Genomic DNA, 14,188 nt, shown 5'->3' on the forward strand with positions numbered 1-14,188 from the left:
GCACARCAGARAAMMTTGATAGCTATCAAGCATAAGAAGAATTGTAATTTTATTTGGGATGATGACTTACGCGCACAGCCAACGCTGACAATTTGCCGCGCCTTGTCGTCGTTTTCGCTCTAAATGCTCACAATATTCGGTTAAGGCAGGTAAGGCACCGACAGCACCTTTAAATAATGCACCAAACTCTGTAGTGATTTTAAGCCAATTCTCTGCGGGGATGTTTAACCTATTCAGTATGTCCTGACTGCTTGAGCTAATGGCGCCACGCTTATCATCTCGAATAATCCGACCGGTATCTTCAACCAATACAATGTAGTCTTTCACGCTGAACATGAGCCCGTTAGGCATATTGAGCCTTTCATTTCCCACAAACGGTAATAGCTCAGCTGGTTGCTCGCCTTTCATCGCTGAATTGATACGTCGTTGAATACTGGTATAATCTGAGGTTTCCGGGGTTGCGGCCATCTTGGCTCTGATTGGGTTTAAATCCACATAGGCCATACAGGCTAATACTGCCGCTTCATCTAGCAATGCTTGAGACTTAAAACGTCCTTCCCAGAATCGGCCTGTGCACTTATCTTCTTTATTGGCCATTCTGGCGATGGGCTCACTGAGTGAGCGCATAAACCAACTGATATCAATTAAGCGTTTACGGTATTCGGTAATGCATTCATTAACCGTTTGAAGTTCAAACTGGTTAAGGTCTTCCTCTTTAAGGTATTTGTGCGTGAGTAACGTACCTTTAAAGCCCTTATGCCATTGAATGAGCACTTCTTTATCTGACCACTGCTTCGCTTTGTCAGCATCGACTTTTAACACCACATGCAAGTGGTTACTCATCACGGCATAGGCACAGATATCAATAGCAAAGATGGTCGCTAACTCAAGAATGCGTGAATCGACCCACTCGCGTCGATGCTCAAAGTTCTCACCTGTTGAATTATCAATTCCGCACAAGAATGCCTTACGCACCACACGAGAACAACAGTGGTAGTAAGGCGTATCTTCTAAACTAACGATTGTTTGTCTTGGTTTGGCCATCTTTAATTACCGTTTGGAAAGGGTAAATAAAGCATAGTTGAGCGCTCAATATTTAGCCAATTGGGGTGGGTGGCCATGTTATTTTAGTATGGAATATCAGCTGTTTAAAGTGCGTCAATACATGCAAGGCTGGATCAACTACTTTGGCATCGCTAACGCTTATCAAGGATGTGTCGATTTAGATCACTGGATCCGACGTCGTGTACGTATGTGCTACTGGCGTCAGTGGCGAAAACCACGGACTAAGGTACAAAACTTACTAAAACGTGGCGTCAGGATCCAAGCTGCTGTTGCTTGTGGTATCACAAGTAAAGGCCCTTGGCGTAGCTCGAAGACACCAGGAATACAGCAAGCACTGAGTAATGAGTATCTGAAGAAAGCAGGATTATATTCACTAAGAGATGGATGGATCGCAGTTCATTATCCTAACCAGAAAGTTTAGTTAGGGGTTCTAAATGAACCGCCCTGTGCGGAGCCGCATGCAGGGTGGTGTGGGGGCTGGAGGCTAGATACCTCCGGCTACCCGATTAAATCCCCCACTCAGTGCCACTTACACCATTAATTTGACTTACTATTTTTTGTAGTACCAATTTTACTTTTTCTTCGGGTTCTTTGTTGGTTTTACCAAAAATACGGTTTAGCAACGAAACACTTTGCTCTGGCCAAACTTGCCACAACGTCGGACTAGACTCTTCGTCGTTTTTACCCATGTAGATATTTATATTCTCGCCATCCAAGGAGGACTGGATGGTATACATGTAATCCTCATCTCTTGGCTCTTTTACGGACAATCCCTCTTTGCGCAATTCGTTAAAAAAGTATGCAGCCAGCTCTTTGCTGGATTTGAATTCGTCGGTTTTGAAGTAGAGATTCAAACTCATTGGTTATCGTATCCCTCGCAATATTTAACGCCCTGTTAATGGGCAAAATTTTGTTGGCTATAATGTGAAGCGGAGCGAAACCAGCCAACTGAATTTTGTCCACTTTGAACAGTTTGTTATATGCAAACTACTTCTTTTTTAATAACTTCTCTATCAAGAATTTTAGGTTGTCGATCGCAATAAAACTAGCTTTAAACAATTGCACAGAAAATATTCCATAAACACCAGCTACACCTGCGGTATAAATAGCCCCATGCTCTATACCATAGAACGAGAAAAGGAATATACCGGACGCTAATATTGCAGGTATGGTGTATAGGTGAGGCCGTTCGTCAATGACGATTACCGTGACAAGACCTAAAATGATGCAGGTAAATATCGATACAAAAATTCCAATGGCAGATGAATCGATCTGAGATAGTCCAATCGTCAAGCCAAGGATAGACCCTATAATTATAGATTTTGTCAGATTTTTGCGCATAACTTCCTTTGCATATAAGAGCTTATTGAAGGGGGGGCGCAGTAAAGTCAATCCCTTAACTTATTGATTAATAACATCCTACATTTACTAACTCATTGAAGTAAAGTAATTAATTGTATCAAGCAGACAAAAACAAACAGTGCTTGCGTGTAAAGTAGATAACCTACTCAATGAGTAATCATTTAAAGTAAAAAACATTAGATGATTACGATTCTATAATTTTCGCACGATACAACGAATGAACGGTGTTACATCGATTTTGGCCTTTGGCTCTTGGATGGTAAAACTTCTTTTAAGCTTTAAGCTTTTAGCTTTTACGCTTTTCGGGGTTCAAAGGGGTATCCCCTTGCCCGTAGCTCCTATCCGACCTTTTGGAACAAAAGTGGGATAGGAGCGTACCGGGTTACGTTGTAGTCCCACATAATTGTGGGCTGCTTTTGCTTCGCACTCACTGAGTGCGAAGTGGTTTAAATTGCAGTCTTTACGTGAAAAGTTACGCGAAATTAACGCGAAAAAAGGTGAAAATTCGATTTCTCAACAAGATTTATTATCGATTTACTCCCGTAGGATTTGATAAGTGCTGCTGAGAAATGATGCCGCTGGTAGGTTTCATCATTTCTCAGGCTGATTATTGGTTCTGTGAGAGCAAATTTTGGCGTATAAAGTCACTCAGGATTTACTGACTGTTGTCTGATTAACCCTCTACGGTTGATCTTTTCAGCAAAAATCCTCTCATATAATCCCACTTTTTATACTGGTAGAAATAAATTCAATGTGTAACTGACTTTATCCACCACTGGTTTTAGTGTTTTCACATCATATTGCTTACCGTATCGTCCATAGGTGATGTTGTGATAAACGTGTCCAACAATCTGTGCCACCATCGATTCTTCTATTTGCAGTTGTTTAAGCTCATCAATAAAGGTGTGACGGAATGAATAGGCTGTAGGTCGTTTACCTGCAATAAAGTGAAGTTGGTCGAGTAATTTGCCAAACTCACGACAGAACTTGTGTGACCAAACACCATCACTACTAGGTTGGTAATGAAATAACGGGCTGCTTGTTAATTGACTGGTTTTTGATGTTCGGTCAGTAATGGTTTGAACGAAATCAATAAAACCAAACTCAATGAGCTTTTGATGTAGCGGAACGGTTCGTTTTGACTGTGCTGTCTTAAGTTGTTGGCTCATGCCCTCATTGGTGACGTGGATGACGGTGGTGCCATCGATGGTGGTTATATCATTACTGTGTAGCTGACAGGCTTCAGAAGGTCGTAAACCGTGATACAGCATCAATAGTGTTATCCATTTAAAGTCAGGGTGTTTATCAATAAAGTCTTGTGATTGCAGTACGTGTTTTAGTTGCTCTGGTTGCCAGCGCTGACGCGCTAAATCATGCCCAGCCTGGTTACCTGGCTTTGACAGTTTCACTTCATCAAACGGGTTAGCGCTGGTGTAGCGCATCAGTTTGCACCATTTGAAGAACTGCGACACCGCCGCCAGGTAGTCTTTGTTACTTTTGTGGCTTCTGCCCTCTTCAAGTAAACAGTCTTTGTATTCCATTGCTTCAGCACTGGTTATCGCGCTGACATCATCTAAATGAGTACGTTCAATAAAGTGACCTATACGTTGATTAAGCTGTTTGACCGTTAAGGCTGAGACAGACTGCTTTTGTTTGGAGATAATAAATTTAGATAATGCGTCAAATAAACTTACATTAACCATTGAATATAAACTGCTTTTATTCTTTATTTTATTTAACGATACCCGATTATCGTTATAGGGATAATTGTCATATGTCGCAGTATTATGTGCTAATTGTGTTGGTCGAGTGGGTATCAATTGCGTGACTTCCCGCACTGGCTTGGCGTTATCATCAAGTGTATCTGTTACCCCAATAAAGCTTGCTCGGGCATCATTAATCAACGCATTAACCTGAGTTTTAAACTCATCAGGCTGTGATTGTGGGGTTAAGTTGCTGATTAATGGTCGTAAGATACCCGCTATCACTAGGTTTCGGCCAATAGCGATAGAGCGTTGTTTGGTAAGCAGTGATACTTTGATGTCGGCAGAGAAGCCTTTATCACGCAGATAAGCAGGCAACACCATGCGGGTGTAATAGGTACAATTTGTGGCGCGAAATAAGTACATATGTCTCAGTCATCCGTTTTTGGCCTGAGAATATGATTTTTAAAATGCTAGAAAGCAAAAAAGCCATTGATTATCAATGGCTTTTTCACTTTAGAATGTGGCGGAGGGATAGGGATTTGAACCCTAGAACGGGATAAACCGTTGCCGGTTTTCAAGACCGGTGCATTCGACCACTCTGCCATCCCTCCGAACGGCGTGAATAATATAAGTAACTCGTTTACTTGTAAACCATAAATTCAAAAAATACGACTAAATGTATAGCATTTAATCACCCCCATTTTAATTTTAAGTATGCGGCTCACCAATAAGCGACTTTAGGAGATTCAAACATCAACAAATTCAAGGCATACATAATTATCTCCCCCCGTAAATGTACTGAGGCTTTTACCACGCTTTATGCTAATATCGGATGATTATTTTTTGTTGTCATGGCCAAATTATCACTATATGAATCCAACGTTACTGCCTAGTGCCAAACTTGCCCCTCAATATCATTTACCCGAAACCTCAACATCGACTTATTTTTTGAGTCATTTGTTGCTCGGCCAAGAACGCGCTGTTGATGCATTTAAACTAATGACAAAGACTGAGTCACAACATTTGTTCCTTGGTGACTTCAGCGGTGTCGATAGACCGCTTTTTATAAAGGCATTAGCATCACAAGCTGATACTCCTTCAAATAATTATTTAGTGGCAGCAAAAAAATTAACTGATGATAATGAGATCCAATTTAAATGGCAGTCGGCGTTGCCGCCACAAAATGTGGGGATTATCGCTAAGCAGGAATCATTGTCTTGTTATTTACAGGGCACCATTCGTCGTGCTGATTTATTAGGCCGAATGATAAAAACTGATAAAGCCAGTGTTTATAAACCTGGGGCATTAGCGTCAAATCATATGGTGTTTATTTGTGTAGAGTCTATTTGGCAACGTGAGAACCTCTGGGATTTGTTGATGCAAACCCTTCACGATGGTCATTACCGTATTAATAGTGAACTCGCTCCCATTCCAGTTAATTGTAAAATAATCCTAGTGGGATCTGGGCTGTCGTACAGCCAGTTGCGTCTTGAAGATAGCAAGTTTAGCCGTCATTTCCCGTTACTTGGAGAAATGAGCAACGAAGTTGATCTAATCCAACATCCTGAGTCTGCTTACGTTCAATGGCTTAATGTATTAGCAAAAGACGAAGCCGTTGAGTTAGAGACATCGAGTTTGCTGCCTTTATTTTGGTATAGCTCTAGGCTTGTTGAACACCAGCAACGACTCAGTTTGAGTATGCTTGAAATTAAGCAACTGTTAGCCCAAGCCAAAGCTTATGCTGGTAAGTCGTTATTGAATGGGACAGCAATAGCTAAAGCACTCGAAAAACTTAAGTTTCGTCATAATAGTTCTGAAATGTATTCAGCACAGAGTTTTGATGACAATTTCATAAATCTGCCAACTAAGGGTGCTATGGTTGGCCAAATTAATGGGCTAACGGTCATTGATACAGGTGATTACACTTACGGTGAACCGGCTCGTATCACTACTTCTGTTCACTATGGTGACGGCGAAGTAGCCGACATTGAACGTAAATCCGAATTGGGTGGTAATATTCATACTAAAGGCATGATGATTTTATCAGCGTGTTTATATCGTATCTTTGGCCGTGATGCGCCGCTTCACCTTAATGCCAATATTGTGTTTGAACAGTCGTATCAAGAAATTGATGGTGACAGCGCGTCATTAGCGGAATATTGCTGTTTAATGTCAGCCATTGCCGAACAACCGATTGTGCAAAGCTTAGCGGTAACGGGCGCATTAGACCAATTTGGCAATGTACAGGCCATTGGTGGCGTGAATGAAAAAATTGAAGGCTTTTATAATCTGTGCCAACGTCGTGGACTGACGGGTGAGCAAGGGGTGATTATTCCTAAAGCCAATGTACTGCAGCTTAATTTAGAACCCGCAGTAATTGAAGCGGTTGATAAAGGGGGGTTTCATATCCATGCGATTGAACATATGGATGAAGCCGTTGAAATTTTAATGCAAATGCCGGCGGGCGTTGCCAATGAAGACAATGACTTTGCCCCAGAAACCCTTTATGGTTTAGTACAACAACGATTAGATAAACTCGCGGGACAAGATGATGAAGATATTGAGCTGAGCTTTTTTGCTAAATTGTTAGCTAAGTTGCGTATTATTTAGTGATCGGAGTTGTTTAGCTTACACGTGTTCGCTATCTTGTTGGCATTATATAGTTAATTAGAGTGGTATAGGATTAAATGGAAAAAGCTAACAGTTTTACTAAAGAACAACTTGTCGCCTGTGGAAACGGAAATCTTTTAGGCCCTAATAGACCGCGTTTGCCTGTCGATAACATGTTGATGATTGACCGCATTATAACTATTAATGAAGATGGCGGTGAATTTGGTAAAGGTGAAATTGTTGCCGAACTCGATATTACTCCTGATTTATGGTTTTTTGATTGCCACTTCAAAACAGACCCTGTCATGCCTGGCTGTTTAGGTTTAGATGCTATGTGGCAATTAGTCGGATTTTATTTAGGCTGGGAAGGCGCAGAGGGTAAAGGCCGTGCGCTAGGTGTAGGCGAAGTGAAGTTTACCGGTCAGGTGTTACCAGACGCTAAAAAGGTAACTTATAAGTTAAACATTAAACGTAAGATCCATCGTAAATTGGTGATGGGTATTGCAGATGCCACGATGGAAGTTGATGGTCGTCAGATTTATTCTGCTACCGATTTGAAAGTCGGTATTTTTAGCGATACATCTACGTTCTAATCGATATATTTAAAGCGTTAGGGGTTAGTCCTTAATACAATAATGCCCTCGGATAAACATCTTGAGGGCATTTTTATTGACTGTTATTTGTTAAACAATCCACTTAAGCGACCATCAACTCCTTCGCGCCATCCACCAAGCCATTGAGACCGTGAGTCCAAATTTGAGTGAGGGCAAACTTCCTTCGAACGCCCTCCGATTCCTGCCTGAAATCCTTTTGAAAAAGCTCTGTCTAAACGATCTCTTTTCTGTCTTTTCATGCATGCGTCCTCTTCCATTACAGGCTCCTGTTTGACGAGTTGAAGCTGAAGCCTTGCATATAGAAATAGACGTTTTTTTAGCCAAGATCAATCAAAAAAATGACCATTTTATGGATTTTTTATTAAGGTATTGAGAAATAAATTAAAAAAAATCGAGGATATCCTCGATTTTTTTTAAGCCCTTAAGCCAATACTTTTCAGCCTAAGAATTCATGTTAATAGTTGTTACTTTTTAACTCGACGACGTAACCACAATAACGGCAGAGCAAATAACCAACCAAAGCTCGCAGCACCTTGACGTTCGTATGCATCATCTTCTTCAGCATCGGTTGATGAACACGCTTCACCACCTGTTGGTTTTAGCACAACCATGCGAGGTAAATAAGAAGTTACTGGGTCGCCATTACCATCTAACTCAAACAGCGCTAAGCCATTTTCGCCAACAATCAAATCACCATTGGTGTCGTATTGATATTCTGGTTTACGGATAAACGCGGTACCCACAATGGTGCCATCTTCATTGATGCTGTTTGCTTCTACAACAGAGATGTCACTTTCGTAGGTTAAGACTTCACCGGTACCATCTTGTACGCTGACAGTATTACGTTCCCAATCGCCATCGGTGTTACGTAGAAATCCTTTTGATTCACAAGTTAATTGATCATTCAAATCAACAAACTCTTCAGTGTTCATGTCGTATAAAAAACCAACTTTAGGACGTGGGGTATCTTTGTCGTATGTCGACTCAATGTAGCCAACGACTTGCCCTTGGTTGTTGATATCTTTACCTTTACTGCTTAAATCTGATAACGATGTTTGGAAATCGTTAGGTGTAGTGATACCTTCTTCTGGATTATTGGTGTCAAAGGTAAAGAACTTACTACGGAGATATCCATCGATATACTTAGTGTAACTACCGACTAAAATGCCTGAATCGTTAATGTCATAGGCAATTGAATAGTAGACTTCATCTTCCATTTCTACCCAGTTGTATTCGTAATCGCCATTTTCATCTCTCGTCCAGTACGCGGCATCAAAATATAAATCATCTTCATCACCATTACGATATACATGCGAACGCCCGGCGACATCACCGTTGGAGTTAATCCCTAAACCTTGCGCAGTATAAATAAGCGTCGAATCTTCATCTGGGGTTAAGCCCAGCTCTAATTCAGTACGTTCAGGCAAGCCATCTTCATCTAAATTATCAAGATCCCACACAAAACCACGAGTTTGATATTGAATATAGCGAGTGCCAGTATCGTCATCAGGGTATTGCAGAATTTGCACACAAATATCGGTAGGGATTGGATTATCAGCATCTGTATCTTCAGCGTCTTCAATACAGTCATCAATACGATCTTCACTTGCTGATGACAGCGCGGTACTACCATAACCTACAACTAAGTTATCACTATTGACTCTTGAAGCAAGCGACCAGCCACCCACTTCAACCGTGGCGGCATCAACGTCGGAAGTTTGATCACGTTCATAGGTGGTAAATGATGGCATTAATGGATATTCAACACCATTTTTTACCGCTATACCACGCAGTTCAAACTCACGGTAATAGAAATATTCTTGAGTAGTACTGGTGCCTTCATAGTCTAATGTTAATTGCTCACCAGTATAGGCACCGACTTTGACACCATTGTTGTTAATACCGTAAAAGTAGGTATCGACATCGTTTACAATTAATTCATCGTCTTCATCATAATCTTCATTAGCAGGGTCGAATGTATCAGCCATACTAAAGAACTCAGGCACCCAAGAACCAACTGAAGCGTTTTCACTCGCGATAAAAGTAAAGTTGTTGGCTTCAATTTCTGAATAAACAGAGTAAGTAATGGTTTCGGCTTCTGAAATACCGTCTTCAATATCAATCACTGAGTCATCGACATCGTCTGTCGTTAGCTTCTTTTTACCTTTAGAAATACCAACGAGTTCATCTTCGTCGTTGATGGCCATTGCATAGCCATTTCGAGTGCCATCTAAGGTACCATTTAAATCATAATCTTCAATGTTAACAATTTCATACACAGACGCGGCTTGAGCCGAACCAATAACACTTAATACGCCAATTGCGACTAATGATAAGGCTTTATCAAACTTTAACTTCATGTAACCATTCCTGTTTTATTATGCTTTACTTCATTGACTCAAGTTCTTCCCAGCGTTGGAAGCACAGCTCTAAATTCTGTTCTTTCTCTGCCAATGTTTGCAGAGTTTTATTAACCACATCAGTAGGTTGATTATAAAAATCAGCACGACTTACCGTTTGCTGTAATGTTTCTATCTCTTGTTCAAGCTTTTCCATTTGGCTTGGAAGTGCTTCTAACTCTTTTTGTAATTTATAAGAGAGTTTTTTGGCCGCCTTTTCAGGTGCTTTTACAGGCTTTGTTTCTACTACTGGTTTCGGTTGGACAACATTAGTTACAACAGGTTCCTCAGAATAAAATTTAGCTCCCTGAGAAATCGCATCTTGATAACCACCCACGTACTCAGACCAATGACCATTACCAGCAAACCACCAGCTACTGGTGACGGTATTATCAATAAATGCTCTATCGTGGCTAACTATCAACAGTGTACCTTCAAAATCAGTGAGCAGAGACTCTAACAACTCTAACGTCTCAATATCAAGGTCGTTTGTGGGTTCGTCGAGAATAATCAAGTTTGCAGGGCGCAATAACAACCTTGCGAGCAATAATCGGTTCTTTTCTCCACCAGAAAGCGCTTTAACCGGTGTGCGGGCACGCATAGGCGAAAACAAGAAGTCTTGTAAGTAGCTTAAAATATGACGGTCTTGACCATTAATCGTCACAGTGCTTTTGCCTTCGCCAACGTTTTCTTCAACGGTTTTTTCAGGATCCAGCGCTTCGCGATACTGGTCAAAGTAAGCGACTTCTAATTTTGTACCGACTTTAATTTCACCCGATTGAGGTTGTAGTTTTTCAATCAATAATTTAATTAAAGTTGACTTACCACAGCCATTAGGACCAATTAATGCAATACGATCGCCACGCATGACCGTCGTGCTGAAGTTTTTAACTAAGTCTTTGTCTGGCAGGTTGTAATTCACGTTTTTAACATCAAAGACCAACTTACCTGAACGCTCAGTATCAGACACAGCCATTTTGGCATTGCCTTGACGATTGAGTCGCTCACTTCGCTCTACACGTAGGGCTTTTAATGCTCTAACGCGACCTTCATTTCGGGTCCGTCGTGCTTTAACACCTTGGCGGATCCAGGTTTCTTCTTCTGCTAATTTTTTATCAAAATGGGCATTTTTTTCTGCTTCGACACGTAACCACTCTTGCTTACCATCTAAGTATGCTTGATAGCTACCTGGCCAAGAGGTGACAACACCACGGTCTAAGTCGACGATTCGGGTTGCCATACGTTGAATAAAGCCACGGTCGTGACTCACGAATACAATGGCGCCTTTAAAGCCCAATAAAAATTGCTCTAACCATTCAATGGTATCGATGTCTAAATGGTTGGTGGGTTCGTCAAGCAGTAATAAATCAGGCTCAACTACTAAAGCACGGGCTAAAGCCACTTTACGTTGCCAGCCACCTGATAATTCATTTAATGGTTTATCAGGATCTAGACCCAATAATTGACAGTTTTGGATAATACGCGAATCTAATTGCCAGCCATTGTTGTGATCTAACACTTCTTGAATACGCTGCATTTGATTAAGCATACGCTCCATGTCATCAGGGCTAGCTTCGGCAACGTCGTGCGATAACTGATGGTATTGCTCTAATGCTTCACCAATTTCTTTTAAACCTGCAGAAATATAAGAATATACCGAGCCTGTTTCTGCTTTTGGTGGATCTTGTTGTAAACGGCTAACATTGACATCATTGGCAATGTTGAATTCGCCATCATCGAGTAATACATCACCTGATAACACTTTCATTAGGCTAGATTTACCCGCACCATTGCGGCCAACAATACAAACGCGCTCGCCGGGTTCAATTGTAAAATCTGCATTGTGCAATAAAGGAGTGTAACCGTAGGCTAATGAGCCATTATTTATCCGAACCAGACTCAATCTAAACTCCTATAAACTCTTGTAATTGTGTGGCGTCAAATGGCCAAAATAATTCACGGTCATCTTGCACTAACACAGGAATGCTAATGCCATAACGCTCGGCTAAAGCGGCGTCATCACAGATGTCGACGTGGTGATACTGAATATCAGTTTGTTCGATAAGTGATTGGGCTATTTCACACAGATGGCATCCCTCTGTGTGATACAAAATATAAGGCACAATATTATTTAGCATGGGTCAATAACCACACATTATGAATATGCGGGTTGCGCTTGTAATCAAGTGGCAAACACAAATGATCGATATTGATGACATCAATTCCTGCTTGATTAAGCGCGTCGATATCCATTTTGAACTTACGCTTGTTATTCGAAAAAACTAACTCACCGTTTGGTGCAAGCAGCTTAATTAACCCAGACAACATTTCGGCGTGGTCACGCTGTACATCCCAACTGTCTTCCATACGTTTCGAGTTTGAGAATGTCGGCGGATCGATAAAAATCAAATCAAATTGTTGCTGACTGTTGTCTTTTATCCACTGTAAGCAATCTGCCTGGACAAACTCATACTTAGCGCCAGACAAACCGTTCAAGGCAAAGTTTTCTTTAGCCCAGTTAATGTAAGTGTTTGACATGTCGATAGTGGTAACCGATTTTGCACCACCTATTGCTGCATGTACAGACGCTGAACCTGTATATGCAAATAAGTTAAGTACGCGTTTGCCTTTAGATTTGTCGCCCACTAGCTTTCGCGTAACGCGGTGGTCTAAAAACAGTCCGGTGTCTAAATAACCCGTTAAGTTCAGCTTAAATTTGGCACCGTATTCTTCGGTGATCACTTCAACTTTACGCTCATCTAATTTCTGATACTGACTTGTCCCTTTTTGGCGTTCGCGGGTTTTTAGCGTCACGCGATCAGGGTGGATACCTAATGCACTTGGCAATGCCAATAACACATCGCTAATCCGGCGCTTGGTAACCGCCTCAGGGATAGTAGCTGGCGCTGAATATTCTTGAATGACCACGTAATCAACGTATTTATCAATAGCGACGTTATATTCTGGCAAGTCGGCATCATATAAACGATAGCTGTCGATGCGCTCTTTTTTAGCCCATTTTTCAAGCTGCTTAACATTCTTTTTAATGCGGTTTGCAAAAGCAGGAGCAATGTCGGCAAGATCAACACCGTCAGGGAGCACAACAGCTTCGCGACGAGTGCTTTTAGCATGTAAAGTGTAAATGTTAAAAGCACACTCTAGTGCACCGTTGAACATTTTCATTTGTTTGTCAGCTTTAAGTTTTAGCGACGATAATAGTTCAATGTCGCTGCACAGCATGGCAATTTTCCAACCGCCAAACTCTTTTTTAAACTTGTCACCTAATTGGTAATAAAGCTGTAAAAGCTCAGTGACATTACCTAGACGTTCACCGTATGGCGGGTTTGAAATTAAAAAGCCTTCGCTGGCAGGCGGTGAAACATCTAATGCATCAGAAACGGTAAACTCAATCAGGTCAGCCACGCCTGCATTTTCAGCGTTGCGCTTTGCAATCGACACGAGGTGTGCTTCGATATCTGAACCGTAAAATTTAATATTACAACGTGTCTTTCCTAACGAGGCTCGGGCTTGAGCTTCATCTAATACACTTTGCCACATCGCTTTGTTGTGACTTTGCCAGTTTTCAAAACCAAACTTTTCACGCTTTAAGCCTGGGGCTATATCAGCAGCCATTAATGCTGCTTCAATCAATACCGTGCCACTGCCACAAAATGGGTCCAAAATAGAGGTTTGATTGGCTTGCCAACCACTGCGCACGAGCATATTCGCAGCCAGGTTTTCTTTTAACGGTGCTTCGCCAGTTGTTGAGCGATAGCCACGTTGATGTAAAGACGCGCCAGAAAAGTTCATCGAGATAGTTAATTGCCCGTTACGAAAATGGGCATCAATTTTAAAGTCAGGGTTAACACGTTCAACATCAGGGCGACTTGAACCGTCATCACGAAAACGGTCGACAACCGCATCTTTTATTTTAAGTGCACCAAACTGTGTGTTATTGATAAATCCACCGGTACCGTGGAAATCGATACTGAAAGTTTTTTTATTTGAAAAGTGCGAAGGCCAATCAATACAATAAGCTGCGTTATAAAGTTGCTCAGCAGATTCACAAGCACCTTTATAAATAACTAATACGATACGGCTCGCTAAGCGAGTCCAGAGGGTGATCCGATAGGCCAGTTCAAGCGGTGCAGAAAAGTACACACCGGCAACGCTTTCTTTAACATCGGTAGCGCCAAAATCTTTCAATTCAGAGGCTAGGCTATATTCAAAACCCTTAGGGGCTGCAGCAAAAAAATTAAACATGTATTAGTCAGTCATCGTTACACAAAATTCAGTGCAGCATTATACCTGTTCAAACACATATCCCCAACGACTTATCGAAATGAGACTACAAATTCCGCAATTTGCCAGTTAAATAATCAATATCCACAATTTAGACCAATGAGCGATTAATTAACCAGCAAACAAATGG

The 14,188-nt window shown here is 41.3% G+C and carries 11 protein-coding genes, 1 tRNA gene and 1 pseudogene; 3 read left to right on the plus strand and 10 right to left on the minus strand.

Annotated elements, in window-relative coordinates:
- Positions 1 to 66: 66 nt before the first annotated feature.
- Entirely contained in the window at positions 67 to 1,044 is a 978-nt protein-coding gene (locus PQR79_RS08865) for a transposase (protein ID WP_238106355.1), read from the minus strand.
- 85 nt (positions 1,045 to 1,129) lie between these two features.
- Between PQR79_RS08865 and PQR79_RS08870 the strand changes: the two are divergent.
- Positions 1,130 to 1,486 (plus strand): annotated as a pseudogene (locus PQR79_RS08870) (group II intron maturase-specific domain-containing protein); the annotation flags it as partial.
- An 85-nt stretch (positions 1,487 to 1,571) separates the two neighbouring features.
- Here PQR79_RS08870 and PQR79_RS08875 read toward each other — a convergent pair.
- The 4 genes from PQR79_RS08875 to PQR79_RS08890 form a co-directional block, all read right to left on the minus strand.
- Complete coding sequence (locus PQR79_RS08875; RefSeq protein ID WP_238106356.1) at positions 1,572 to 1,925, minus strand: hypothetical protein; 354 nt, start codon at positions 1,923 to 1,925, stop codon at positions 1,572 to 1,574.
- Between the two features lie 127 nt (positions 1,926 to 2,052).
- A complete protein-coding gene (locus PQR79_RS08880) occupies positions 2,053 to 2,406 on the minus strand; it encodes a hypothetical protein (RefSeq protein ID WP_238106357.1) in 354 nt (117 codons plus the stop codon).
- Positions 2,407 to 3,155: 749 nt separating this feature from the next.
- Positions 3,156 to 4,556, minus strand: coding sequence for a tyrosine-type recombinase/integrase (locus PQR79_RS08885; protein ID WP_238106358.1), 1,401 nt, complete (start codon positions 4,554 to 4,556; stop codon positions 3,156 to 3,158).
- Between the two features lie 98 nt (positions 4,557 to 4,654).
- Positions 4,655 to 4,744, minus strand: a tRNA-Ser gene (locus PQR79_RS08890).
- A gap of 259 nt (positions 4,745 to 5,003) precedes the next feature.
- Between PQR79_RS08890 and PQR79_RS08895 the strand changes: the two genes are divergently transcribed.
- Both PQR79_RS08895 and fabA read left to right on the plus strand, forming a co-directional pair.
- Positions 5,004 to 6,743 carry a S16 family serine protease gene (locus tag PQR79_RS08895; protein ID WP_238106359.1) on the plus strand — a complete coding sequence of 580 codons (1,740 nt, stop codon included), beginning with the start codon at positions 5,004 to 5,006 and terminating at the stop codon, positions 6,741 to 6,743.
- Between the two features lie 77 nt (positions 6,744 to 6,820).
- On the plus strand, positions 6,821 to 7,336 hold the full coding sequence (gene fabA / locus PQR79_RS08900; protein ID WP_188922522.1) for a bifunctional 3-hydroxydecanoyl-ACP dehydratase/trans-2-decenoyl-ACP isomerase: 516 nt from the start codon (positions 6,821 to 6,823) through the stop codon (positions 7,334 to 7,336).
- Positions 7,337 to 7,419: 83 nt separating this feature from the next.
- On the opposite strand, the gene rmf is transcribed toward fabA, so the two are convergent.
- The 5 genes from rmf to rlmKL form a co-directional block, all read right to left on the minus strand.
- Positions 7,420 to 7,596, minus strand: a complete 177-nt coding sequence (rmf, locus tag PQR79_RS08905; protein ID WP_188739826.1) for a ribosome modulation factor — start codon at positions 7,594 to 7,596, stop codon at positions 7,420 to 7,422.
- Positions 7,597 to 7,821: 225 nt separating this feature from the next.
- On the minus strand, positions 7,822 to 9,717 hold the full coding sequence (locus tag PQR79_RS08910; protein ID WP_238106360.1) for a DUF3466 family protein: 1,896 nt from the start codon (positions 9,715 to 9,717) through the stop codon (positions 7,822 to 7,824).
- 25 nt (positions 9,718 to 9,742) lie between these two features.
- Positions 9,743 to 11,659: an ABC transporter ATP-binding protein gene (locus PQR79_RS08915; protein ID WP_238106361.1), complete on the minus strand. Its 1,917-nt coding sequence runs from the start codon at positions 11,657 to 11,659 to the stop codon at positions 9,743 to 9,745.
- A gap of 1 nt (position 11,660) precedes the next feature.
- Positions 11,661 to 11,894 carry a glutaredoxin family protein gene (locus PQR79_RS08920; RefSeq protein WP_238106362.1) on the minus strand — a complete coding sequence of 78 codons (234 nt, stop codon included), beginning with the start codon at positions 11,892 to 11,894 and terminating at the stop codon, positions 11,661 to 11,663.
- The gene (rlmKL, locus tag PQR79_RS08925; RefSeq protein WP_238106363.1) at positions 11,884 to 14,019 is read right to left on the minus strand and encodes a bifunctional 23S rRNA (guanine(2069)-N(7))-methyltransferase RlmK/23S rRNA (guanine(2445)-N(2))-methyltransferase RlmL; all 2,136 of its coding nucleotides are present in this window, start codon (positions 14,017 to 14,019) and stop codon (positions 11,884 to 11,886) included. The genes PQR79_RS08920 and rlmKL overlap by 11 nt, the downstream gene beginning before the upstream one ends.
- Between the last annotated feature and the right edge of the window lie 169 nt (positions 14,020 to 14,188).

Origin of the sequence: Shewanella metallivivens (assembly GCF_028750675.1) — a bacterium.
In the GTDB taxonomy this organism is placed as follows: Bacteria; Pseudomonadota; Gammaproteobacteria; order Enterobacterales; family Shewanellaceae; genus Shewanella; species Shewanella metallivivens.